Origin of the sequence: Tannerella forsythia (assembly GCF_003860135.1) — a bacterium.
GTDB classification, from domain to species: domain Bacteria; phylum Bacteroidota; class Bacteroidia; order Bacteroidales; family Tannerellaceae; genus Tannerella; species Tannerella forsythia_A.
Map to the genome: position 1 here is coordinate 1 of NZ_RQYN01000003.1, position 24,391 is coordinate 24,391.

At 44.1% G+C, this 24,391-nt stretch carries 19 protein-coding genes; 15 read left to right on the forward strand and 4 right to left on the reverse strand.

Translation table 11 applies throughout. The features are described from left to right. The 7 genes from EII41_RS14275 to EII41_RS01415 form a co-directional block, all read left to right on the forward strand. Positions 1-334: hypothetical protein (locus tag EII41_RS14275; protein WP_221620689.1), on the forward strand; the 334-nt coding region annotated here is incomplete at its 5' end. A gap of 314 nt (positions 335-648) precedes the next feature. Beyond that, positions 649-1,713 (forward strand): efflux RND transporter periplasmic adaptor subunit, encoded by a 1,065-nt coding sequence (locus EII41_RS01390; RefSeq protein ID WP_124789196.1) that lies wholly within the window; start codon positions 649-651, stop codon positions 1,711-1,713. Positions 1,714-1,758: 45 nt separating this feature from the next. Then, positions 1,759-2,922 (forward strand): 6-bladed beta-propeller, encoded by a 1,164-nt coding sequence (locus EII41_RS01395; RefSeq protein ID WP_124789130.1) that lies wholly within the window; start codon positions 1,759-1,761, stop codon positions 2,920-2,922. Between the two features lie 64 nt (positions 2,923-2,986). Continuing rightward, entirely contained in the window at positions 2,987-3,355 is a 369-nt protein-coding gene (locus EII41_RS01400) for a four helix bundle protein (protein WP_124789131.1), read from the forward strand. 257 nt (positions 3,356-3,612) lie between these two features. Beyond that, positions 3,613-6,705, forward strand: a complete 3,093-nt coding sequence (locus tag EII41_RS01405; RefSeq protein ID WP_124789132.1) for an efflux RND transporter permease subunit — start codon at positions 3,613-3,615, stop codon at positions 6,703-6,705. Positions 6,706-6,714: 9 nt separating this feature from the next. Further along, the gene (locus EII41_RS01410; RefSeq protein WP_124789133.1) at positions 6,715-8,238 is read left to right on the forward strand and encodes a TolC family protein; all 1,524 of its coding nucleotides are present in this window, start codon (positions 6,715-6,717) and stop codon (positions 8,236-8,238) included. Continuing rightward, complete coding sequence (locus EII41_RS01415; protein ID WP_124789134.1) at positions 8,239-11,433, forward strand: efflux RND transporter permease subunit; 3,195 nt, start codon at positions 8,239-8,241, stop codon at positions 11,431-11,433. Positions 11,434-11,580: 147 nt separating this feature from the next. Here EII41_RS01415 and EII41_RS01420 read toward each other — a convergent pair whose 3' ends face one another. The 4 genes from EII41_RS01420 to EII41_RS01435 all read right to left on the reverse strand — a co-directional run bounded on the left by EII41_RS01420 (position 11,581) and on the right by EII41_RS01435 (position 14,929). Further along, complete coding sequence (locus EII41_RS01420) at positions 11,581-11,955, reverse strand: rhodanese-like domain-containing protein (RefSeq protein WP_124789135.1); 375 nt, start codon at positions 11,953-11,955, stop codon at positions 11,581-11,583. Continuing rightward, positions 11,928-13,343 carry an MBL fold metallo-hydrolase gene (locus tag EII41_RS01425; protein WP_124789136.1) on the reverse strand — a complete coding sequence of 472 codons (1,416 nt, stop codon included), beginning with the start codon at positions 13,341-13,343 and terminating at the stop codon, positions 11,928-11,930. Before EII41_RS01425 ends, EII41_RS01420 begins: the two co-directional genes overlap by 28 nt. A 90-nt stretch (positions 13,344-13,433) precedes the next feature. Further along, on the reverse strand, positions 13,434-14,240 hold the full coding sequence (locus EII41_RS01430; protein ID WP_124789137.1) for a sulfite exporter TauE/SafE family protein: 807 nt from the start codon (positions 14,238-14,240) through the stop codon (positions 13,434-13,436). A gap of 65 nt (positions 14,241-14,305) precedes the next feature. Next, on the reverse strand, positions 14,306-14,929 hold the full coding sequence (locus tag EII41_RS01435) for a Crp/Fnr family transcriptional regulator (RefSeq protein ID WP_124789138.1): 624 nt from the start codon (positions 14,927-14,929) through the stop codon (positions 14,306-14,308). A 1,067-nt stretch (positions 14,930-15,996) separates the two neighbouring features. Between EII41_RS01435 and EII41_RS01440 the strand changes: the two genes are divergently transcribed. From EII41_RS01440 to EII41_RS01465, 8 genes are all read left to right on the forward strand, one after another. Further along, positions 15,997-16,602 (forward strand): uracil-DNA glycosylase family protein, encoded by a 606-nt coding sequence (locus tag EII41_RS01440; protein ID WP_260425430.1) that lies wholly within the window; start codon positions 15,997-15,999, stop codon positions 16,600-16,602. 25 nt (positions 16,603-16,627) lie between these two features. Further along, a complete protein-coding gene (locus tag EII41_RS01445) occupies positions 16,628-16,885 on the forward strand; it encodes a C2H2-type zinc finger protein (RefSeq protein ID WP_124789139.1) in 258 nt (85 codons plus the stop codon). 37 nt (positions 16,886-16,922) lie between these two features. Beyond that, entirely contained in the window at positions 16,923-17,063 is a 141-nt protein-coding gene (locus tag EII41_RS14065; protein WP_185711794.1) for a hypothetical protein, read from the forward strand. Positions 17,064-17,137: 74 nt separating this feature from the next. Next, the gene (locus EII41_RS14070) at positions 17,138-17,284 is read left to right on the forward strand and encodes a hypothetical protein (RefSeq protein WP_185711795.1); all 147 of its coding nucleotides are present in this window, start codon (positions 17,138-17,140) and stop codon (positions 17,282-17,284) included. 655 nt (positions 17,285-17,939) lie between these two features. Beyond that, complete coding sequence (locus EII41_RS01450; RefSeq protein WP_124789140.1) at positions 17,940-19,760, forward strand: dynamin family protein; 1,821 nt, start codon at positions 17,940-17,942, stop codon at positions 19,758-19,760. A gap of 6 nt (positions 19,761-19,766) precedes the next feature. Beyond that, the gene (locus EII41_RS01455) at positions 19,767-20,159 is read left to right on the forward strand and encodes a hypothetical protein (protein ID WP_124789141.1); all 393 of its coding nucleotides are present in this window, start codon (positions 19,767-19,769) and stop codon (positions 20,157-20,159) included. Position 20,160: 1 nt separating this feature from the next. After that, positions 20,161-22,059, forward strand: a complete 1,899-nt coding sequence (locus EII41_RS01460; RefSeq protein ID WP_124789142.1) for a dynamin family protein — start codon at positions 20,161-20,163, stop codon at positions 22,057-22,059. Positions 22,060-22,086: 27 nt separating this feature from the next. After that, complete coding sequence (locus tag EII41_RS01465) at positions 22,087-24,195, forward strand: dynamin family protein (RefSeq protein WP_124789143.1); 2,109 nt, start codon at positions 22,087-22,089, stop codon at positions 24,193-24,195. Positions 24,196-24,391 lie beyond the last annotated feature (196 nt).

A 24,391-nucleotide genomic window follows, 5' to 3' on the forward strand; every position in this document is an offset into this window, starting at 1 on the left:
ACAGCCATCCGCGTTATATATTCTTCACAATGCGTTTGTAAAACTGTCGACCGCGTTAACAAAACAGCCGTCCGCGTTATATATTCTTCACAATGCGTTTGTAAAACTGTCGACCGCGTTAACAAAACAGCCATCCGCGTTATATATTCTTCACAATGCGTTTGTAAAACTGTCGACCGCGTTAACAAAACAGCCGACCGCGTTATATATTCTTCACAATGCGTTTATAAAACTGTCGACCGCGTTAACAAAACAGCCGACCGCGTTATATATTCTTCATAGGATGTTGGTAAAACAGTCGACCGCATTAACAAAACGGCCGACCGTGCAATAAATTATTTGCTTTCTTGTTCCGATAAAAGCATCCGCATAAAAGAAACAAAGCTGTTCGATAAAAAAACATGCTTCCGTGTCAAAGAAATATGAAGCGAAGCGCAAGCTAAAGTTAAAGGCGCGTTAAATAAACACAAATCCTACGAAAACATCGTAGTTTGTTGATATTAAAACTATATTTGCAAAATAATTTATATAAAACAAGCAGATACCGTATACGAATACAATATAGATTCTATACAACTCTTGTATGAAAGATTTAAATTCTACCGTATGAAAAATATAAGGCACATACAACATCTTGCCGTTTTTTGCATGACAGCATGGGGAATAAGCGTGTTTTTCACCGCGTGCAACGCTGACAAGCAGGCTAAAACAGAAGAAAACGTCCGTCAGCTTCTTCCCGACGCCCCCGCCGAAGTAACCGTAATCCCTCTGAAAACAGTCGACTTCGAGCATGAGCTTGTCAGTAACGGTAAAATATCGGCACGCACCGTTGCCGAAGTAAAATTTCAAACCTCCGAAATCATTGCAGACGTCTTTGTAGCCAATGGCGACCGTGTAACCAAAGGACAACGCATTGCCGCGCTTGAAACGTATGCCTTAAACAATAAACTGGAGCAGGCCAAAGACGCGCTCGAGCGCAGTAAGCTTGAGATGCACGATGTGCTAATCGGACAGGGCTACAAATTAGATAATCTCTCGGCCGTTCCCGACGAAGTAATGCGGTTGGCCAAAATCAAAAGCGGCTTTAACAATGCGCAAACGAACTATTCCATGGCCGACTACGATCTGAAACAAGCTACCCTCGTAGCTCCCGTCAACGGCATCGTGGCTAACCTTTTTGCCAAGCCCAAAACGCTTTCGAAGCCCTCCGAAGTATTTTGTAACATCATTGACACGCAAAGTCTCGAAGTCGTGTTTACCGTGCTCGAGAACGAATTGGGTTTCGTCCGGAAAGGCGACAATGTAAAAGTCGTCCCCTACTCCATGCCCGACGTTGAAATCAGAGGACGCGTCTCTGAGATCAATCCGTGGGTCAACGAAAACGGCATGGTGCAGATCAAAGCGACTGTTAGCTATCACCCGCGACTTGTCGAGGGCATGAACGTTCGTGTCAGCGCCTTCCGCTCCGTAGGTAAGCAGTGGGTCGTACCCAAGACGGCCGTTGTATTACGTACCGGTAAACAAGTCGTTTTTACTGTAGTCGATGGCAAAGCGGTCTGGAACTACGTTCAAACAGGACTGGAAAACGCGACGGAATATACCGTTACCGGCGAAACATTAAAAGAGGGTGATCTCGTTATCGTGACCGGTAACATCAATCTCGCCCACGAATCGCCCGTAAAAGTCATTCAAGACGAAAAGAATAAAGAGTAAAACAACGAAATAAACCGGTATATAAACAAATAAAACATCAAAATCATGAAAAGAATAAACGTTATTTCCGTATTTCTCTTCTCACTTTGCATATCCGCATGCACAGGAGGGAATAAACAAAAAGCGGATGATTATATTATCGTCGATGTAACAGCCAATTACCCCAAAAAAGAATTTACTCTTCAAGACCTTATGGATGTAGAGTACATCCCTCTCGAAACAACCGATACGTTTACAACGCAGGGGGTTGTAAAAGCCATAGGAAAAAATCTTATACTGATAACAAATCGGAACATGGATGGAGATATTTTCATCTATGAAAGAACTACGGGTAAAGGACAAAGAAAAATAAACCGTCGAGGGCAAGGACCGGAGGAATATTCGCAGGTAAACAGCATTATTTTAGATGAAGAGCATTATGAAATGTTTATAGTCGATTATCCTGCCAGAAAAATATTGGTTTATGATCTGGAAGGAAATTTTAAACGCGATTTTATATTCGAAAATACAAGTTATTATCATGATATATCCGATTATGATATGAAATATCTCATTGCTTATAAAGGTTATTCGCCCGAAATAGAAAATGAAGAAGCAAATCATATTCTGATTTCCAAACAAGACGGAAAAGTGGTTCGTGAACTTTCCATCTCGATTAAAACAATTAAAACACCTGTATTTATAGAAGGAGAAATGGTCATTACGCCCGGATTCTGTCAAACTCTTCCTTTGTCGGAGTATTGTATACTCATGAGAACCTCGTCAGATACAATATATAATTATTCGGATGACAACATACGTCCGTTTATAATACGAACACCTTCTATTTATACGATGGATCCGGAAGTATTTCTTTTCGTAACAGCCGCAGATGACCGGTATTATTTTATGCAAACAATGAAAAAAGAACTTGATTTAAACACCTTCAAAGGATTTCCGACAAACGATCTCGTATATGACAGACAAGAGAAAGCATTATTTGAATGTACCATATATAATGATGATTTCACCAATAAAAAAGAAGTATCGTTAAAACCGGCACCCGGGCGCACGAACAATCGAGAAATCGCTGCCTGCATAGCTTTAGAAGCGTCCGGTCTTATAGAAGCTTATCAGAAAAATGAACTGAAAGGACATTTAAAAGAAATCGCCTCGACATTAAACGAAGAATCCAATCCCGTCATTATGCTGATGAAATACAGGAAATAAAAATTCTTGGCGATTAGATAATGATACGTTGTAAATAATAAAATATGAATCATAAGTAAAGAATATGAAAGAAGACAATTTAATACAACAGAAATCTTTTGCTTTTGCGCTTCGTATCATTCATTTATATCGAAATCTTACGGAAGAGAAACATGAGTTTGTACTTTCAAAACAAGTGCTACGCTCCGGTACATCGATTGGAGCAAATATTGAAGAAGCAATCGGAGCACAAAGCAATAAGGACTTCTTGTCGAAAATCTCTATTGCATATAAAGAAACGCGGGAGACAAAATACTGGATCAATCTTTTAAAAGCATCACAATATGTCAATGAAACATTAGCCCATTCATTATTAGGAGATATAGAAGAGTTATTAAAAATAATTGGAAGCATTCAAATAAAACTCAAATCTCGAGAAACAGGTTCCCCGTGATTCATAATTATTATGTTGTTTCTCGTAATTCGTAATTTGAAATTCGTAATTCTCACATTGTATATCGTAATTCGTAATTTGAAACTCGTAATTGATATGTCGTAATTCGTAATTAATATGTCGTTCTTCGTAATTCGTAATTTGAAATTCGTAATTAATATGTCGTTCTTCGTAATTCGTAATTTGAAATTCGTAATTGATCTCTCGTAATTTGTAATTGATATGTCGCAATCACTTCCTCCTAACCTCTTTTCTCTATGATCAAATTTCTTCTTCAACGTCCTGTTGCTGTGCTGATGGTTTTCCTCGCTTGTGCGATTATCGGCATCATTACGTACGCCACGTTGCCCGTGTCGCTCTTGCCCGACATTGCCATTCCCGAAATTACCGTGCAGGTAACCGGCGACAATATGTCCGCCCGCGAATTGGAAAACACCGCCGTCAAACCCGTTCGCCGTCAGCTCATGCAGACCGGCAAACTCCGCGATATTCGCAGCGAGACCCGCGACGGATCCGCCATCATTCGCTTAAAGTTCGACTACGGCACCAATACCGACCTCGCCTTTATCGAAGTAAACGAGAAAATCGACGCCGCGATGAACAACCTTCCGCGCGACTTCCGCCGCCCTCGCGTTATCAAAGCCAGTGCCACCGATATTCCCGTCTTCTATCTTAATCTTACGTTGAAGGACGACAAACCTTATACCGTGACCGACGAACAAAAGTTCCTCGATCTTTCCGAGTTCGCCGATAACGTCGTTAAGCGCCGGATTGAGCAGTTATCCGAAGTCGCGATGGCCGATATGACAGGCTTGATGTACCGTCATGTGCAGATTATTCCCGATATCGACAAGTTGAAATCCGCTTCTATCAACTTGAACGATATTGAAAGAACCTTGTCTGCCAATAATATCGAGCCCGGCAGCATGATCGTACGCGATGGTTATTATGAATACAACATTAAATTCTCATCGCTGCTACGCACGCCCGATGATGTCCGCAACATTTATCTGCGTAAGGACGAACGTATTTTTCAACTCAAAGACTTGGCTAAAATTAACGTCGTCCGTCAAGCCGAGACCGGCCTTTCGCTTACGAACGGCAAGCGCGCCGTCACCATCGGCATCATCAAGCAAGCCGACGAGACGATGAAAAATCTTAAGAAGTCCCTCGGCGAAACCATTACCGACCTCGAGCTCAGTTATCCCGACGTAGAATTTACGATAAACCGCAACCAGACCGAATTGCTCGACTATACGATTTCCAACCTCAAGCAAAATCTTTCGCTCGGTTTCCTGCTTGTGTTTATCGTCGCCTTGCTCTTTTTGGGCGATGCCCAGTCGCCCATTGTGATCGGGATCAGCATGGTAACAGCCCTCGTGACCTCGTTTATCTTTTTCTATCTTTTCGGAGAGTCGCTCAACATCATTTCTTTATCCGGACTTATCCTCGCCTTGGGAATGATGATCGACAGCTCCATTATCGTGACCGATATTATCAGCCAGTACCGTATGCAAGGTTGTTCCCTCGAAGACGCTTGTATACGCGGTACGAACGAAGTGATTACCCCTATTCTCAGTTCGACATTCACCACCATCGCCGTATTCGTTCCTCTTGTATTTATGAGCGGCATTGCGGGCGCTATTTTCTTCGCGCAGGCTTTTGCCGTCAGCGTCGGGCTGCTTGTATCGTACTTTACGGGCATTATGCTCTTGCCGGTGCTGTATAAAATCATCTACGGCATACGTTTTCGCAAGTTGTCGGCCGGTAATTTCTTCGTGCGCGTGCAAGAAGGCATCGACCGTTGGGCCTTTCGTTGGTACGACCGGGGGATTGAGTGGATCTTCCGTCATAAGACCGTCACTTTTCTGTTTTTACTGCTCTCCATTCCCTTTTGCGTGCTGATGTTTCGCGTTATGCCAAAGTCGACCATGCCTCATATCGATCATACCGAAACGATGGTCATGGTAGAATGGAACGAAAACATTCACGTAGACGAAAATAACCGGAGGATTTGCGAACTGATGAAGTATGCCGATACGTTAACGACCGAGCATGCCGGTTATGTCGGGCACCGTCAATATCTTCTCGACAAAGAAAACGATTTGTCCCCGTCCGAGTCGCGACTTTACTTCCGCACGGTCAAAGCGTCGGATATCGACAAATTAAAAGGCCACCTCGTCGAATGGATGAAAACGAACTATCCGCAATCTGTCATCACGTTTTCTCCTCCCGAAAACGTCTTCGAGAAAATATTCGACACCTCCGAAGCTGATGTCGTCGCGCAGCTTTATCCTGTCAAGCGCGATCACATTCCCGACGCCGCTGCGATCCGTTATATCGAGCAACGGCTGAAATCGGCCACCGAAGCCGAAGCCGAAAGCATTCCCTTCGAACAACAGTTCACCGTTGCCATCGACAAAGAAAAGTTGCTGCTTTATGGTGTCGATTATAACGAAGTATATCACACGTTGCGCACCGCTTTTCGCGAGAACCGGATCGCTACGCTGCGCTCCTATCAGCAATATCTCCCGATCTCGCTCGCAGGAAAGCAGCAGACCGTCGAAGAAGTCTTGCGTCAGACGCTTGTGCAGACCGTTCCGGCCGCAGGTCGCGCCTCCATGTCTATACCGTTGCAGGCATTGGTAAGTATCAGCCGCGGCGAAGACGTTAAAACTATCGTTGCCGGCAAAAATGGCGAGTACATTCCCATGAATTATTACGATGTGAAAGATCCCGAAGCCCTGATCGAAAAAGCGGACGAGGCGATTCGCGATGACGCCTCGTGGGAAGCTGTTTTCGGAGGAAGCTTTTTCTCCAATCAACAGATGTTGGGCGAATTGGTCGTGATTCTCCTCGTATCGATGCTGCTCATGTACTTTATCCTCTCCTCGCAGTTCGAAAGTTTCCTGCAACCGCTCATCGTACTGGCCGAAATTCCTATCGACATCGGTTTCGCGCTCGCTTTGCTCTGGCTTACCGGTCATACGCTCAACCTGATGAGCGCCATCGGACTGATCGTCACCAGCGGAATCATCATCAACGACAGTATTCTGAAACTTGATATGATGAATGAATTGCGCAAACAAGGCATCCCCCTGATGGAAGCCATTCATACAGCGGGAGTCAAACGTTTGCGCGCCATTATCATGACATCGCTGACGACCATTTTCGCCATGATCCCCCTACTCTTCTCGTTCGATCTGGGTTCTGAATTACAAAAGCCCCTCGCGATCGCCATGATCGGGACAATGGTCATCGGAGTGCTCGTTAGCTTGTTTATTATCCCCTTGGTTTATTGGGCTATCTATCGGAAGGCAGATCATCGGTATCACGAAATCAAAAAATAAAAAACGGATATGAAAACGCTAAAAAAATACGAAGATTTAATCAAAAAGTGCGGCTTTATCACATTCACGGTTCTGCTAAGTGGACTGTGCGGCCTGCGTATATCGGCGCAACAGCCCGGTACGATCACCCTTAACCTCGAAGAAACCGTACGCCTTGCCGGCGATAGCTCCCTGTCCGCTTTTCGTGCCAAGAACATGTACATGGCTAACTATTGGGAATATCGTTCTTTCCGTGCCGATCGCTTACCTTCCCTGACTCTCGGTATGACGCCGCTGAGCTATATACATTCTTTCATGAACCGGTACGATTCGCAGCAGGATATCGATATCTATCGCCGGCAACAAATACTTTCTTCTCGCGGCAATTTATCCGTGATGCAAAATTTTGACCTTACGGGAGGAACATTTTTCATCTATACGGAATTAGGATATATTCAAAACTTCGGTAAGAACGAAAAAAGCCAGTTCAACAGCATTCCTGTCAGTATCGGATATAAACAGGAGCTGATCGGTTACAATCGTTTCCGCTGGGAAAGAAAAATTGCGCCCCTCAAGTTCGAAAAAGCACAGAAAGAATTGATTGCGCAGTTGGAAGAAACGGCCGAAGTCGCCGCAGGTTATTTCTTCGACTTGGCGATGGCGCAAGCTGAGTATGAGCTGGCCAAAGAAAATCGCAGCAATACCGAAAAACTGTACCTTATCGGCGAAGAGAAATACAAAATCGCGTCCATCGGGCAGGCCGAATTGTTTACGTTAAAACTCGATCGCGTAAACGCGCAGAACTCGTTTCAGAATGCCGAAATTCGTCTCAAACGTGCCATGTTCGCGCTCGCAGCTTACCTCAACCTCGACAAAAACACGAAAATTAATCTGCAATTACCCGACTACCCCAAAACATTCGTCATCTCGACAGACGACGCGCTCATGCACGCCCGCCGAAATAACCCCCGCTATCTCGAATCGAAACGCAAACTACTCGAATCGCAACAGCAATTGGACAAAACACGAAAGGAGGCGCTGTTTAATGCGGGCTTCTCGGCTAATATTGGCTTCAACCAAGCTGCCAACACTTTCCACGATGTGTATCGTAATCCTTCGCAGCGGGAATTTGTGGAGCTTACGCTTTCCATTCCTCTCGTCGACTGGGGCGTGCGCAAGGGGCGGTACAACATGGCCAAAAGCAATCTCAATATCGAGCAGCTTACCGCGCAACAAGACGAACTTCGTCTCGAAGAAGATGTCATCATGACCGTTGGCGATTTCATCATGCAACAAAAAATGATCCGTAGCGCCGAAGAAGCCGTCGAATTGGCAAAGGTCGCCTACGAACAGACGCAGGAACGGTTTATCATCGGCAAAGCGGACATCAGCAGTCTCACTCTTTCGACGAACCGTCGGCAGGAAGCACAGCGCAACTATATCGCCGCCCTGAAAAATTATTGGCAAAGCTATTTCAAACTGCGTAAACTCACCCTCTTCGATTTTGAAAAGAACCGCGCCATCGAAATAGACTTTAACGCGATCAGAAAATGAATGGATAATCCGATGTCTGCTAAGAAATCCATATCCGCTTTTACCGTTATCGTAGCGTTTCTGAGTGTGGCGCTCATGGGACTGGCGCTCGTTCCGCTTTTGCCCGTCAAACTCGCTCCTTCACGCACGTTGCCCGGCTTGACGGTCTACTTCTCGATGCCCAATAACTCCGCCCGCGTCATTGAGATGACGGCAACTTCGAAACTCGAAGCGATGCTGGCACGTATCAAAGGCGTCAAGAACATTTATTCCACATCGGGCAACGGATGGGGGCGCGTCACCCTCGAATTGGACAAACATACGCCCATCGATGCCGCCCGCTTTGAAGCATCGACCATCGTGCGACAGACATGGCACGACTTGCCGCGCGAAGTCTCGTACCCCTATATTGCCGTGCGGCGCCCCGACGAAGATGCGTCGCGCCCCTTCATGACCTTTACGGTCAACTCCGCCGCAGTGCCTATCGTCATCCAGCAATATGCCGAAAACCATATCAAACCTCGGCTCAACGACATTGCCGGACTTTACAAGATTGAAGTACACGGCGCCACACCGATGGAATGGCAACTGACATACGACAATGATCGGTTGCAAGCCCTCGGTGTGACCGTCAACGACATCCGTGAAGCCGTTTCGCGCCATTACACGACCGACTTTCTGGGTATGGCCGAGACGCGCAGCGCCGACGGTACCGCGGCATGGATGCGTATCATGCTGATGTCGGGCAGTCAAAATGACGCCTTCGATGCCACCGCCATCACCGTAAAAAACTGCGACGGCGCCCTGATTCGCTTGGATCAGCTCGTCGAAGTAGTTCACACCGAGCAGGAACCGCAAAGCTATTACCGCATCAACGGCTTAAATTCGATTTACATCTCGCTCACGGCCGAAGAAAGCGCCAACCAGCTCCGCCTCAGTGAACGCGTTCAAGAGACCATGGACGAGATCCGTCGCCTGCTTCCGCCCGGATACGAGATACACGCCAGCTACGACGCCACCGAATATATCCATGCCGAGCTGAACAAAATCTACCTGCGCAGCGGCTTGACCGTCCTTATCCTGCTACTTTTCGTCCTTCTGATTACCCGTAACGTGCGCTATCTGTTTCTTATCACCGTAAGCCTGACCATCAATCTGGCTATTGCCGTAATTTTATACTACTTCCTCGGATTGGAGATTCAACTCTATTCGCTGGCCGGAATTACCATCTCATTGAGCCTGATCATCGACAATACGATCATCATGACCGACCATCTCATGCACCACGGCAACCGTAAAGTCTTTATGCCCGTGTTAGCGGCGACGATGACAACCGTAGGAGCCCTCTCGATCATCTTTTTCCTCGACGAAAAGATACGCCTGAACCTGCAAGATTTCGCAGCCGTCGTGATGGTCAACCTATGTGTGTCGCTCGCTGTTGCTTTGTTCTTCGTTCCCGCTATGGCCGAGAAAATCCGTCTGAAAAAACGCACCTCCCGCACGCGTTTTCTACGGAGGTTTCCTCTTCGTCCCAAACGACTGCTCGTATGGTTCAACCGTTTTTACGGTGCGATAATCCGCCTGCTCGCACGCCGCAAATGGATTCCTTTCACCGCCATCGTGCTGACTTTCGGACTGCCCGTGTTCCTGATTCCCGACAAGATTGAAAAAGAAACGAAATTCGCAAAACAATACAATCGAATTTTCGACAACGCCACCTACAAGGAAAAAGTTAAACCTATTGTCGGGAAAGCGTTAGGCGGCACGTTGCGGCTCTTCGTCGACAAAGTGTATCAAGGCAGCTACTTCACCCGTAACGAAGAGCTGATTTTGACCATCACCGCTTCGATGCCGAACGGTACGACACTGGTGCAGATGAACGCGCTCGTCGAGAAAATGGAACATTATCTGAGCAGTTTTTCCGAAATACGACAGTTTCAGACTCATATTCCCGATCCTCGCCGCGCATCGATTCGGGTATTTTTTACCAAAGCAGCCGAACGCGGCGGTTTTCCTTACCTGCTCAAAAGTAACGTCATCACCAAAGCGTTGGAACTGGGCGGAGGCAGTTGGAGCGTCTACGGATTGCAAGATCAGGGCTTCGATAACAGCGTGAGGGAATTTGCGGGCAACTATGGCGTGAAATTCTACGGATATAATTACGATGAGTTGGCGGCATGGGCCGATACGCTCAAAAACAGGCTCCTGCTCAACCGACGCATCAAAGAGGTCACGATCAATTCGGACTTCTCGTGGTACAAAGACGACTACCGCGAGTTCTCTTTCGACCTGAAAAAAGAACGCCTTGCCGCCGACGGCTTTCTTCCGGGCGATCTGTTCGCGTCGCTGCAACCCATATTTGCAAGAGACATGTGGGCGGGGTCGCTGATTATCGAAGGCGAACGCGAAGACATCAAGTTGGCCAGTCATCAGGGGAAGCATTACGACATCTGGGCCTTGCGACACGTCGCTCATCGGATGGGAGGGCGTATGTACAAGCTGGACGAGCTGGCCGATATTTCGCAGGGGCAGGCTCCGCAGGAAGTGGCCAAGGAAAATCAGCAGTACCGTCTCACGTTGCAATACGACTATATCGGCTCGGGAACGCAAGGGAGGAAGATGCTCGAACGTGAAGTGAAGGCGCTCAGTGAACGTCTGCCGATGGGCTACACCGTCGAACAACGAGACACCCAATGGGGATGGGGACACAAAGACAAAAAACAATACGGACTGCTCGGGCTACTAATCATTATCATTTTCTTTACCTCGTCGGTACTGTTCAACTCTATCAGACAGCCGCTGGCCGTCATCTTCGTGATTCCCGTCTCTTTTATCGGGGTATTTCTGACGTTTTACTGGTTTAAACTGAATTTCGATCAGGGAGGGTTCGCATCCTTTGTCCTGCTTTCGGGTATCACCGTCAATGCCAGCATTTACATCCTGAATGAGTACAATCGTGTGCGCAGGCTCCGTCCCCGCCTGACACCGATACGCGCTTATCTCAAGGCATGGAACGCCAAAATCATCCCCATCTTCCTGACTGTCGTTTCTACGATGCTCGGTTTCGTCCCGTTTATGGTAGGAACGGAAAAAGAGGCCTTTTGGTTTCCGTTGGCTGCCGGCACCATCGGCGGATTAGCCATGTCGATTCTCGGTATCTGGATCTTCCTGCCGCTTATGACTATAGGAAAAAAGAAAGCCTCGAAAAACGTATAAAAAATCACTTTTAACCGGGATTCTTTAATAAAAACCCATTGCGACAAACAGAGTCATTTTATCCCCTCGTCGATTATTCGGAGAGTGATAAAATGAACTGTTTATAAAATATTTCTCTCGGATGATCCCGATATGTTGTGAAGCGACTCACTGCAAAGAGGCGACGTGGCCCCAAGTTCCTCCGTTCAGGACGTTGGTGAAGCCGTGACGTTCCAGAATACTCTTGGCCTGACCACTTCTGTTGCCACTTCGACAAAAGACGATGATGGTTTTCTTGTTCTTGAACTCATGAATCCGAGAGGCTATCTCATCCAATGGGATGTTCACAGCTCCGGAAGCGCTTCCGGAAGCAAATTCACCGGCAGTGCGTACATCTACCAGAAAGGCTCCGCCGCGAATGGCCTCTACAAGAGCTTCATCGTCAGGCTTTGAAAAAAGATTTTTAAATAATCCGAACATGATAAATACAATAATTACAGATACGACAAATAATATTACTTTTTTGAAACTTTGCTTTGACATACGAAATCGGTTTTAGGAACATCCGTTTGGGCAATACTTGCGAATCCGCCCTCGATATCCGTGAAATTGCGATAGCCTCGCGCGAGCAGGATGCTGGAAGCAATCATACTGCGGTATCCTCCTGCGCAATGGAGGAAGAAATGCCGATCGCGGGGGAGATCCTGAATCCAGTCATTGATATACGCAAGCGGACGGCTGTAAGCTTCTTTGATATGTTCCGCTGCATATTCACTCTCTTTGCGAACATCGAAGACAAGGCTCTCTTCGGGAGAAAATTGTTGGGTAAACTCGTTGGCCGAGATGCGTTTTACTTCATCCGTCTCTTTGCCGGAGGCTTTCCACGCATCGAAACCGCCATCCAAATAACCCAGGACGTGATCAAATCCCACACGGCTTAACCTCGTAATCGCTTCTTCCTCGCGTCCCGGATCGGTAACGAGCAGCAGAGGCTGTTTCACATCTACGATCATCGTGCCGACCCAAGGTGCGAAATCGCCATCTAAGCCAATATTGATCGATCGAGGGATAAAACCTTGGGCAAATACGCTCGGTGCTCTCGTATCAAGCACCAAGGCATCGGATGTTTCGGCCAGGGCTTCGAAATCTGCAACCGAGAGTGCTGACATTCCCCGCTCCATGACGTGTTCTATGCTGTCGTATCCCAACTTGTTCATGGCAACATTGCCTCCGAAGTAAGCCGGGGGAGGAAGCAATCCTTCCAGTACAGAGGCTACGAAAGCCTCCTTGCTCGGCTGATTAAGAGCATAATTTACCTTTTTTTGATTGCCAAGACTGTCCATCGTCTCTTTCATCATGTTTTTTCCGCAGGCCGATCCCGCGCCATGAGCCGGATATACGATGACGTCGTCCGACAAAGGAAGGATTTTAGTATAGAGACTGTCGTAGAGCAAACCGGCCAACTCTTCTTGAGTCAAATTAGCCGCTTTCTGTGCCAGGTCCGGACGCCCGACATCCCCCAAGAAAAGGGTGTCGCCGCTGAAAAGAGCCGTTTCACGCCCATCTTCGTCGATCAGGAGAAAACACGAACTCTCCATGGTATGTCCCGGTGTATGAAGCACCCGGATTTTAACCCTTCCCAATTCAAAAACCTGATTGTCTTCTGCGACAATGGCATTAAATCCCGGCCGGGCTGTAGGACCGTAAACAATCGGCGCCTCTGTGGCGCGGCTCAAGTCGAGGTGTCCGCTCACGAAATCAGCATGGAAATGAGTCTCCAAAATATATTTAAGCTGTACCCCGTCTCGTTTGAGACGCTTGAGGTAAGGCGTGATCTCACGCAGGGGGTCGATGATGGCGGCCTCACCATGGGAGGTGATATAATATGCGCCTTGAGCTAAACAGCCCGTATAAATCTGTTCTACTTTCATAGTTTATCGAATGTTTTAATGTTTATTTCACGATGCAAAGATGAATGATTTTTTTGCCCTGTACAGCTACTTTAGTCACACAAGGCCTGTTTATGCGAAGATTGTTTCTTTAAGGATGATATATAGCCCCATGATGAAGACGAACCAGCCGAATGCCGGCTTAAGTTTAGCCCCGTCGATATAGCGTGAGAGCCTCATTCCGATAAATATCCCGACGACGGCCAGGCCTGTGACCGAGAGAAGGAGCAGCCAATCGAAAGCCGCCGAATTATGTTCTCCGAGAAAACCCAGAAGCGACTTGGCCGATATGATAACGAGGGAAGTGCCGATCGCCTTTTTCATCGGCAATCCTCCGAGGAGCACCAAAGCCGGAATAATCAAAAAACCTCCGCCCGCACCCACAAGTCCCGTGAGTGTTCCCACCACGATACCCTCAAGGAGAATCAACGGATAAGAAAATTTTCGACCTTCCTTTTCGTTCGTCGATTCATTCCTGTGTTTACCTGTCGGGCGGATCATGCTGACCGATGCTGTAAGCATCAACACGGCGAACAGTACCATCAGGAGCATATTCCGATCGATCACAAAGTCTCCTGAGGAAAATACCTCGGAGGGGATAGCCGGAACGAGGTAAGCTCTGGTCAAGAAAACCGCGACGATGGACGGCAGGCCGAAGACGATCGCCGTGCGCACGTCTACCAACGAACGCCGAAAGTATGAAACACTTCCGACCGCGCTTGTCGCTCCTACGATAAAAAGCGAATAGGCGGTACCCAGAACAGGGTCTACACCGAGCAGATACACGAGTACGGGAACGGTCAGGATACTTCCTCCGCCGCCGATAAGACCCAGTGAAAGACCGATTAAAACAGATGCCAAATAACCGATATACATCATATTTCTACTTTTTTTTATGAGCAGGCAAAGGTCGGCATGGCTGCAAAAACGTACAGCTACTTTGGTCACATAAGCGTGATTTTATTGCGCCCCAGACGCACGACGCCCGATTCTTCGAGCTGTTTGAGTAATCTCGATACCACGGCTCTGGCTGTACCCAGCTCACCGGCAAGCTGTTCGTGTGTGATTTGCAGCGTATGACTTCCGGTCAGTTCGGCTTTTTTGTGAATGAGCGCCAATAAACGTTCGTCTACTTTTTTGAAGGCAAGTGCGTTGACCGTCTCCAGAAGTTCTTCAAACCGTTTATGGTAGGAACGGAAAATGTAATTCAGCCATTCGGGATGCTCTTTGATAAAAAGGTAGACCTTGTCGACCGGCAAGAAAAGGATTTCGGCATCGTCTTCAATCTCGACCTTCACCTTACTTGTCTCGTTGTGCAATCCGCCCAGAAAAGACATGATACAGCTTTCACCTGCTTTGATATAGTAGAGTAAGATTTCTCTGCCGTCTTCTTCGGTACGAATCACTCGCATAATTCCTTTAACCACAATCGGAATAGAGCGAATATAGGCGTTCTCCTGAAGGATGACGCTGCCAGCCTTGTAAATCTTAAGAATACTGTGTTCATACAATTTTTCCACAAGCTTGGGCGAAGAGCGAAATTCGGAGATATCTTCTAAATGCTTCATAAACGCAAACATAGTAAAAATATCCGTTTAATGAAAATATTTCGTTCGCAACTCATTTTTGATGCGAGGCAATCTGTTTTCGTAAGATATAACGGCTTTAAATCAAACCGCTTTGCGTATACAATTTAACCCAAATTACGTGATACACTGTTCGGTGTTTACCATTTTTTAACGTTGGTTATCATACCGGATATATGATTTGGCGTGTACCATGCATAACCATTGACAATTAAATTAATTCAGGCTTTCAGCCCTCCCAATTGGAATACGTCCTTTTTCCCCAACGCTTCGCATTGGGCTGAATTATTACGCCCTTTCAGGGCTCTTTCAGCAATCAGCGGAGCCAACAGATCAACGAATCAACAAATAAACATCTCAACAATTCAACAACTCACCGCCTCTGCGGGGTTTATAAGGGCTGAAAGCCCGAATTATTTCAGCCTCGTCCCGCAAGGGTGGGATACCGAGTGAAGGCCTGAATTAAATTCATTCTTATTTGTTCTATTGCGGAATCTAGGTTCAAAGAATGCGTGTGATTTTTTGCCTAGCTATGCAAAAAAACTTTTTTCATCAACCTCTGCGGTATTTCTGCGCACCTTGCGCCTACCTTTGCATTGAATTTTTAAAAAAAAGAGTGACGAATTTATGTAAATTGAAAATGAATGAATAGAAGCTGAAAAACCGACGCGAAAATGGGAAGAAGGAGTTAAGATAAAGAGAAACAGTCCATGCGAAAAAAGTAGCGGATTTATTTGTCGCGTTAAAATAAAATCATTTACTTTGCGCGAGTGTAAAAAATGATAAAGATGCGATAATAAGACGCTGAAAATACTTTGCAAAACTTGCAGACCGATTATTAGACCCGGTTAAATCTGGAAAATTCAACAAGGGAGTCTGAGAATAATTTGTCGAAGCATGTGATGCACCCTGCATAAGGGGCATGGACTGTGCTTTTACTGATTCAGACTCCAAGGTTTTCCAGAACCGAACCGGGTGAATGGGAAGAGCGAGGAACATGCCTCTTACTTCTTTTTCATTTGGGCACATGTCAGAACAAAACAAACAATATGATGAAGAACGTACGATTTGCCCCGTGGGTAGGCAGCGCATACACGATGGGCATAGAAGGAAAAAGAATGATGGCGCTGGGTGAAAGTCATTACTGCGCCGACCCGTGTGATGCCGAATCCGGCATGACCAACCGTATCATCCGCCTATTGTTCGAGCCTGACCACGAGCACGAAGGGTTTATGAATACTTATACGAAGTTCGAGCGGGCGCTGGCCGGAAAGCCGCTTTCGCTTGCCGAAAAAGAACAATGGTGGAACCGGATTCTCTTTTATAACTACGTGCAAAGCCCGATCTCCGGGCCGCGTAAAGAACCGACACGACAGGAATTTTCCGATTCCGAAGCGGCTTTTTTCGAAGTGCTGGAGATTTATCAACCCGATGGCGTATTGGTATGGGGCAAACGGCTGTATGACAACCTCCCTAAACGTGGCAGACAGCACGACGACTTAATCTTGCCCGACGGCGACAGCATCGAGACATGGGCGTACGACCTCCGCGACGGACATACCGTGCGACTGTTACCCATCACCCATCCTTCAGCCGCATTTACAACCGGATATTGGCATGTAGCCATCTCCACGTTTATCCGCGACATGAAATAACAAACGATTAATATATATATAATGTATGGAAACACAGAATTTTTATTGCGAATATTGCGGAAAGCGGTATCCGAGTGTACAACAACTGACGAACGGACTTTGCCCACGTCATCCGAACGGGGCTAACCGGGGGAAACATAAACTTTACGAAGGAGGTGAAAAGAAAAAATACACCTGCAAGCATTGCGGAAAGGAGTATCCTACCATCGCTGCGATGGTGATCGGTCCCTGTCCCCGCCATCCTAAAGGAAGCAATCATGGCAAACACGCCCCGGCGTTGTGAGAAGGAAGAAATTATTAATTGATTAAATAAAAATATTATGGGAAAAAAATTTGAGAAAATAGGCGAATTTGCGACAAAGGGTTCTGAGTATGCCGAAAAAGGAACGGCGTTATTGCAAGCAGCGGCAGTGGTTACAGCCTTCATAGGCATGCTAGCTAAGATGCTTAGTAAAAAGTAAAAAGAAGTTATATTGATTAGGCTAATGGAATGAGTGTGTAAGAATAAAGTGTTAATTTATAAATAAAAAGTGTTATGGGTAAAAAAATTGAGAAAATGGGACAATTTGCGACAAAAGGTTCTGAGTATGTTGAAAAGGGGGAGAAGTTGTTACAAGCAGCAACAATGCTTTTTTCCGCTGTTGGTGCATTCGCTGAGGCACTTACTAAAAACAAAAAGTAAAAGAAGTTGTATTGGTATTGTTAAGTTACTATAGTTTTTGAGAATATTGAAAATTTTAATACATTTATAATGAATGAGTTGTTGTTTGAATGAAATCAAAACTCTATATTAATTTAACAATGCCGTTGTATTATGTAGAGGGTGTATCAAAGCGTAATGTTTGGGCTGCAATCCTTTGGTTTAAATGAAACGATCAGATAAACGGCTAAAAACTGAAAAGCGTTTACAAGCAGATTCACTCTGGCGCAAAATGCTTTATATCCGGGTAGTTTGGGAAACCAACCGGTAAGATAATCCCGGGCAAAAGAATGGATTTCTTTTATACTGAAATATCTTTGCTCTGCGCCTGTAAAAAGATAAATGGTCATGATTTCTGATCTGTAAATTCGGGATTTGCATTGTTAGAGAATCGCTGACAGGTCTCGAAAGAGTTCTTTTTCATACAAGTCGGACACGAAAAAATAGATGGAGATTAATTTTTGCTCTTTTTCCTTGTAGATCATACTTGGAATAATTAGTGGTATTTTTCTTCTAAGATGATGATTTTTAGGAAAATGAGCAAATGAAAAACAATTATTTTGCTGATTATAAACAAATTAATTTAACATTGAATTGAGAGTTTTCAACTCTGGATTCGCATTAGTATCATATTATCATGGATAAGATTGAACAATTACGAAGCATTGCTGAATTTTTAGGTCTTAGCAATATTGCTAAGGAATTATCATTGATAGAACTGCGCTCAAAGCAGGAGAATGCAAATATCATTCTTCCTTTAGTGGGCGAGTTTAGTTCGGGTAAGACAACGCTTGTCAATGCGTTGACAGATAGTAAAAGTCTGGAAAGTGCAACGAAGCCAACTACTGCAACCATCTATGAAGTACATTTTGGTTGTGACAGTTGTCGTGCAGAGGTGATTGATGCAGATGGCAATCGTATAGAAGTTTCTGAGATAAGTGACTTGAAGAACGATGCGCTGGCAGATGCAAAGGTTGTAACCGTGTTCGATACATCTACACGCGTATCTTCTTTTACTATCATTGTTGACACTCCGGGACTTTCTTCCCCTGATCCTAAGCACAGGCAAACCCTTGTGAATTTTCTTCCTAAGGCTGATGGAATACTGCTCGTTACTGATATTAATCAGCAGATAACTCGTTCTCTGACAGATTTTATTGAGATGATTAAGTTGTCTCAACGACCTATTTATTTGGTGCTTACCAAAAGTGATACCAAATCAGAAGGAGATATCGAGTCAGCTAAGGCACACATTAGCAAGAGCTGTGAGATCCCCTTGAAACAGGTAGCTGTTGTATCTGCTACAAAAAACTCACTTTCAGATTTATATTCTTTACTTGATACTATTCAGCATGAGAAAAAGGATATTTTGAGACGTGTCGATGAGCAACGCCTAAAAGATATTGCGAAGTTCATGGCTGATCGTATTGAGGATTTAATGTCAGCATCTTCTTCTGACAAGAATTTAGATGAAGCTATTCTGCAGAGTCAATCAGAGCTTAAGAGGATTAAGCGCAATATAGAGCGTCTTGTTGAGTCTTTGTCTGATGATATTTCAGAGCAGGAGCGTATTACTACGCGTAAGTTTGAAGATACAGTGTTCAATAAACTCAATACACTTGTAAAGGGTAAGAGTACTGATTTTGATAATGATGCGCTTATGGCAATCAATAGTACAGCATCTTTGTTAATGAATAGTTACAGAAATGGTGTGCAGAATGCTATCCGTGAGAAGGCAAACCGACAGAAAGGAACGGAAAATGAAATATCCTTGAGTTCATTGGAGAATATGGATCTTTCTAATATCCAAATGACTGGTCTGAGTTATAATATGGATTTGAATTCGATGGGACATGAATATGATCGCTGGATTAAGGTTGGTGTCATTGCTGCAGCAGCAATCGGTACTGTTGCTGTAGTTGCCTCAACTAGCGGTGTTGCTACTGTTTCCACAGCTGCAGAGGGTGCACTTGCTGGAAACAAAGCGATTGACGTTGTCGATACAGTGTCGGATGTGGGTAGTATTATTTCTAACAAAAGAACTGTTAACAGAATTGAAAAAGCAGTTGGTTTTGCTTCAAAGGCTGTTGATAAGTACGAGACTATCGAGAATGGAGCTCAAAGGCTGTCTACAAGAGTTGGTAGTGATAAGGGGCTGATAGACTCTATGGTAGGTTTTGTTACAGATAAACTTCTCTCTAAGCCGCAGCGTATCCGTGCAATACGCAATTATATTGATTCGTCCTTGTCACCCGATTTCAAAAACAGACTGTGTGAGATTTCTCAACAACTTGTCAATGCAGTAAGAGAATCTCTGGGCGAGGAGGCTACAGAATTGATTGGTCAGAAGACTGATGCCTTGAATCAGTTGAAGACTGAGCGTAAAGAACAGAAGGAGCAATTTGAGCAGAAAATGAGACAGTTACGTGGGTATAAAACGATGCTATTAACTTTATAAGATTAAATGAAAATGATAGAATTGATTAGTGGGCTTGTCGTTGGTGGTATTGCTGGCGTAGCTCTTAAAGACAAAATTGTAGGTAATTCATCAAAGAATGATGCCAAACAGAGAGAACTGGATACGCTCTATGCTGAGAATGAGAAGTTCCGTAAGCGTAACAAGGATGCCGAGCGGCAAATCGAAGACCTCCTCTCAGAGCTGGAAAAGGTTCGTAGAAAGGCAAAAGAGAATGATGATGAACAAGACGACTTGGAGGATGAACTCAACAAAGCTAAACACGAGTTGAAGTCTCTCCGTCAACAGAATGATGATCTTGCACGTAAGGTCAAGGAATATAAAGATGCCTGTGAAGCCCAGGTTGCACAGATTTCTCTCATGAAGGAAAAGATGGGATAGCATGGATACAACAATGCTCGTATGTGTCATTATAAATATTATTATTGTCATCTTCCTTTGGATTTATTTTTCCAACAAGTCATCCAGCAGTAACACTTCTCAGTTAGAAATTGAAAATGAAGAACTGAAGAAAAAACTTGCAGAAACGGTTAAGAAGGTTCTTGACGACTCTGAATTGGAGGGCAAGATAGAAAAGATAGAGTCCAAATATCAGACTCTATTAAAGGAAGCCAATAACCAATGTGAGCAACTTGATAAGCAGTTACAAAATGCTATTGATGGAAAGTTATATGATACTGTAAAGGAACAGTTAGCTCAGACTGAAAAACTGAAAAAGAAAATCGAGGATCTTGAAAAAGAGATTGAAGACAATGAAGATGACATTTCAAACTTGAAAAAAAAGGTACGTTTGAAGGATGATGACATTGCTGAACTTCAAAATAATCTTAGCAAGGAAAAGAAGAACGCGACAAGCCTGAGAGATGAACTCTCTTCTGTTTGTCAGTCGCTTGATGATAAGGTGGAAGAACTGAAACTCAAGATGGGTTCTTTGGACTTCATTCAGGAAATTCTTTCGGCAAAGGAAATCAGTACGGAGGATACACGGAAACTGTATAAGCGTATTGATGCTTTTGAATCATTTGTGAAAGGTTCATATACAGACTTAAACACCTTCCTCTTCAAGAGTTATGAAATGTCATGGAATGACTATAAAGGAGATAAAGCACTTGATGCAAAGAAGCAGTATATCATGGATAGTTGCGACCAGTGGACAGCTACAAAGCGTAAATGTTGGTTGGATGGTAAAACAACGATTGCCTTCGTGGGTGAGTTCTCTGCCGGTAAGACTTCTATAGTTAATAGAATTCTCTCCCAAGATAATCCGAATATTCCTAAACTGCCAGTAAGTACTAAGGCGACAACAGCCATTCCTACATATATTGCAGGTGGTCTGGCTGTTTCGTATAGTTTTATTTCTGGTGATGGGAAACGTAAGGAGATTTTAGAAGGTACCTTCAAAAAAGTTTCAAAGGAGATTCTTGACCAAGTAAAGGGTGTTTCTTCTCTTATTAAGTACTTCGTGATGACTTATAAGAATCCTAATCTCAAAGGGTTAAGTATACTTGATACGCCAGGTTTTAATTCAAACGACAGTGAGGATCGTGAACGTACTATTGACATCATTAATGAGTGCGATGCGCTTTTCTGGGTGTTCGACGTGAATGCGGGTACAGTAAATCGTAGTTCTATTTCTATCATTAAGGAGAAACTCAATAAGCCGTTATATGTTGTGATTAATAAGGTAGACACTAAGTCTGAATCTGAGATACAGAAAGTGGAGAAACTTATTAAAAAGACCTTGGCAGACGAAGGACTGAAAGTGGAACAGTTTGTCAGATTTTCAGCTAAAACACCTATTGAGGATATTATGAATCCAATTCATAATGTTAAGAAGATTAAGTCTCGTGAGGCATTTATGTCTGATGTTAAAGAGGACTTAGACGAACTGTCAAGTATTTTTATAGGGCTTGTTGACGAGGGACAAAAGAAGTATAATAAATTGTATTATGATGGAGATAATCTTATTGAGGAAATTAATGAGAGTATCAATTTACTCCGCCAAAATTGTGAGCAACTCTGTGATATTCCGAGATGGGAAACCCATCTTTTTGGAAGCGATCGTTTTGAAATGTCAAAAGATGAATATAATGACTTTGTAGGCTTAATTGATCAAATATCAATTGATAGGCTCAATGAAGTTATTCATAAAGTTAGTGACCGTATAGATAAGGCAAGTGATATTCAGCAGGAATGGTCTGATTTGTGTGATATTAAATCAGCATGGCAGAATATCAATGACTGCCTGGAACAATACAAGAAAGTAACAAAAGAATTGTAATATAAAGTAACAAAAGAAATGTAATATATGGAACACAATATGTTTGAGGAGTTGCAAGTTAAGAAACATCAGCTCATTGAATTTGCAACGAAGGCTGTGGAATATGGATGGATTCCTGCAACAAAGGAGGCTACAGCTGGTAAAGGAATTATCTCTTTGGAAGAGATAAAAGAGAAAATAGAGAAGGATATACTGACGATTGGTGTAATCGGTCAGATGAAGTGTGGTAAGTCAACCTTCTTGAATTCCTTCGTCTTTAAGGATGACATTCTCCCTGCAGCTACTACACCTATGACCGCTGCACTTTCGGTTATCACGTATGGAGAGAAAGAGCGCATTGTTGCAGAGTTCTATACCGCAGATGAATGGGCAGAGCAGGAGATGCAAGCCTCTCGAAATGAGAGTGATGCTGTTGATACGCTTGATGCTTCAAAAATAAAGGCAGCAAAGGAATTGGTATCCAAGGCAAGCAAATTGGGCTCATCTCTGAATAGTTATCTCGGTAAAACGAAAGAGGACCGTTTTGACCAACTTATAGAGTATGTTGGCGCTGACGGTAAGTATGTTTCCTTTACGAAATCTGTCACCATTTATTATCCTCATGAATATCTGAAGGGGGTTGAAGTGGTGGATACTCCGGGTTTCAATGATCCTATTGTTTCACGTGAAGAGCGTACCAAGGCTTTTCTTGCAAAGGCGGATGTTGTTATAATGATGCTTTATGCCGGTCGCCCGTTCGATGCCACTGACAGGGATATTATTTTCAAGAATGTACGCCAGTGTGGTATAGGTAAAGTGCTTGTGGGTATCAATAAATATGATATTCCTTACTGTAGTGAGACTAATCCTGAGGATGAAAACCAGATAAAAGATTATGTGAAGCAGGAGATTAGAAAGGCATGTCGCGAATGTAATGACAGTACGCTTGTTGAGATTCTTGATGATATTGAGCCAATCCCATTGTCTGCCGAGATGGCCTTGCTGTCTGAATTGCCGATGAGTAAGATTAGTTCGATGGATAGTTTTGACTTTGCTTGGAAACGTCATTGCTCTAACTTTGGCATCAGTACGCAGGACGAAATGTATAAGTGGAGTCATTTGGATGAGTTTATTAAAGCCGTACGGAATATGATAGACAATGAGAAGGGTAAGATTCTTTTTGCAAAGCCACTGAATGCGATTCTTGCTGCCGGAGACAAATTGAAGTCGGATAATGAGAATGCAATCAATTTGCTGTCTAATGAGATTACACTCCTTTCTGCGCCCGATTCTGAACTTGATGAAAGAGAAGAACAGCTGGCAAAGGCTGATAGAAAAATCTCTAGGAAAATCAATTCTCTGGGAGAGGATCTTGATGCAGAAATTCGTAATCTTGTAAGAAAAGGTGGTAATGAATTGGAGGACCTTGTGGATGCTTCATGTAACCGAATGCTAAATATCGTTCAGAATGAATGGGGACGTTTAAAGAATGTTAAGAGTATACTACCAAGACTTGAAGGGGAATTGCAGAGTCTAACAACAAGGAAACTGAAGCGTGCCACAGAGCAACTTTCCGACGAAGGTGAAAGGAAGTTGAAGCGAAGTGTTGCTGATTTCTTCTCTGATGCAGAAGAAATCTTGTTGAGGTATTTGCCTGATTTCGATTCTCGTTATTTTATAAAGTCCACTCAGAATAGAATGAACATGGAGATGGAAAAGAGTGATTTGTTCTCTTCTGAGTCTGACACAGAAGAAGAAGTTACTTGGGGAGATGTTATTGGCGAAATCTGTGGCGGATTCCTTAATGGAGCAACATTCGGTATTTGGGAAAAAACGATGAACGTTTTCTCTCATGGCGATAATGTAGCTCAGATTTCTGATTATATTAATTCTTTAAGCAGAGATTTTGATCCAGAACCTTATCTTAAGCATGCTTTCAAGAGCAAGGACAAAATTATAGAGTTTGTACGTAGTCGTTTTGTTAAGGAGCTAATCGAACCACTTAGAGAACAACTAACAAGAGTCCGTTCTCAAAAAGAAAATAAGGAAAAACAACTGCATAACGCAGAGGAGAAGCGGAAAAAGCTGGAAGAGAAAAAAGCACTTATCACCGCGCAGGTACAAGAACTTGCTGGGCTGAAATTGACAGTTCTATAATGCTTTATTTACAGAGGTAATAATGTTCTGAAAGCACACACTACTTATTCTACCATACTTCTTTAAAGTTTAATATGTATTGTTAAAGTAGATAATATCGTCAAGCCAGCAGAGAAAATTCATCTGTTTAAGATAGCTCTTAACTTAGGATTTGACAAAGAGATTATTAAAGAAATGCTTGAAAGTTCTGATCATA

Excerpts from the sequence above, each read along its gene's own strand:
- EII41_RS01460 (WP_124789142.1), top strand. The coding sequence starts at position 20,161 with ATGGATACAACAATGCTCGTATGTGTCATTATAAATATTATTATTGTC.
- EII41_RS01450 (WP_124789140.1), top strand. The coding sequence starts at position 17,940 with ATGGATAAGATTGAACAATTACGAAGCATTGCTGAATTTTTAGGTCTT.
- EII41_RS01400 (WP_124789131.1), top strand. The coding sequence starts at position 2,987 with ATGAAAGAAGACAATTTAATACAACAGAAATCTTTTGCTTTTGCGCTT.
- EII41_RS01425 (WP_124789136.1), bottom strand. The coding sequence starts at position 13,343 with ATGAAAGTAGAACAGATTTATACGGGCTGTTTAGCTCAAGGCGCATAT.
- EII41_RS01405 (WP_124789132.1), top strand. The coding sequence starts at position 3,613 with ATGATCAAATTTCTTCTTCAACGTCCTGTTGCTGTGCTGATGGTTTTC.
- EII41_RS14065 (WP_185711794.1), top strand. The coding sequence starts at position 16,923 with ATGGGAAAAAAATTTGAGAAAATAGGCGAATTTGCGACAAAGGGTTCT.
- EII41_RS01440 (WP_260425430.1), top strand. The coding sequence starts at position 15,997 with ATGATGAAGAACGTACGATTTGCCCCGTGGGTAGGCAGCGCATACACG.
- EII41_RS01410 (WP_124789133.1), top strand. The coding sequence starts at position 6,715 with ATGAAAACGCTAAAAAAATACGAAGATTTAATCAAAAAGTGCGGCTTT.
- EII41_RS01465 (WP_124789143.1), top strand. The coding sequence starts at position 22,087 with ATGGAACACAATATGTTTGAGGAGTTGCAAGTTAAGAAACATCAGCTC.
- EII41_RS14070 (WP_185711795.1), top strand. The coding sequence starts at position 17,138 with ATGGGTAAAAAAATTGAGAAAATGGGACAATTTGCGACAAAAGGTTCT.
- EII41_RS01420 (WP_124789135.1), bottom strand. The coding sequence starts at position 11,955 with ATGTCAAAGCAAAGTTTCAAAAAAGTAATATTATTTGTCGTATCTGTA.
- EII41_RS01430 (WP_124789137.1), bottom strand. The coding sequence starts at position 14,240 with ATGATGTATATCGGTTATTTGGCATCTGTTTTAATCGGTCTTTCACTG.
- EII41_RS01395 (WP_124789130.1), top strand. The coding sequence starts at position 1,759 with ATGAAAAGAATAAACGTTATTTCCGTATTTCTCTTCTCACTTTGCATA.
- EII41_RS01390 (WP_124789196.1), top strand. The coding sequence starts at position 649 with ATGACAGCATGGGGAATAAGCGTGTTTTTCACCGCGTGCAACGCTGAC.
- EII41_RS01435 (WP_124789138.1), bottom strand. The coding sequence starts at position 14,929 with ATGAAGCATTTAGAAGATATCTCCGAATTTCGCTCTTCGCCCAAGCTT.
- EII41_RS01445 (WP_124789139.1), top strand. The coding sequence starts at position 16,628 with ATGGAAACACAGAATTTTTATTGCGAATATTGCGGAAAGCGGTATCCG.
- EII41_RS01455 (WP_124789141.1), top strand. The coding sequence starts at position 19,767 with ATGAAAATGATAGAATTGATTAGTGGGCTTGTCGTTGGTGGTATTGCT.
- EII41_RS01415 (WP_124789134.1), top strand. The coding sequence starts at position 8,239 with ATGGATAATCCGATGTCTGCTAAGAAATCCATATCCGCTTTTACCGTT.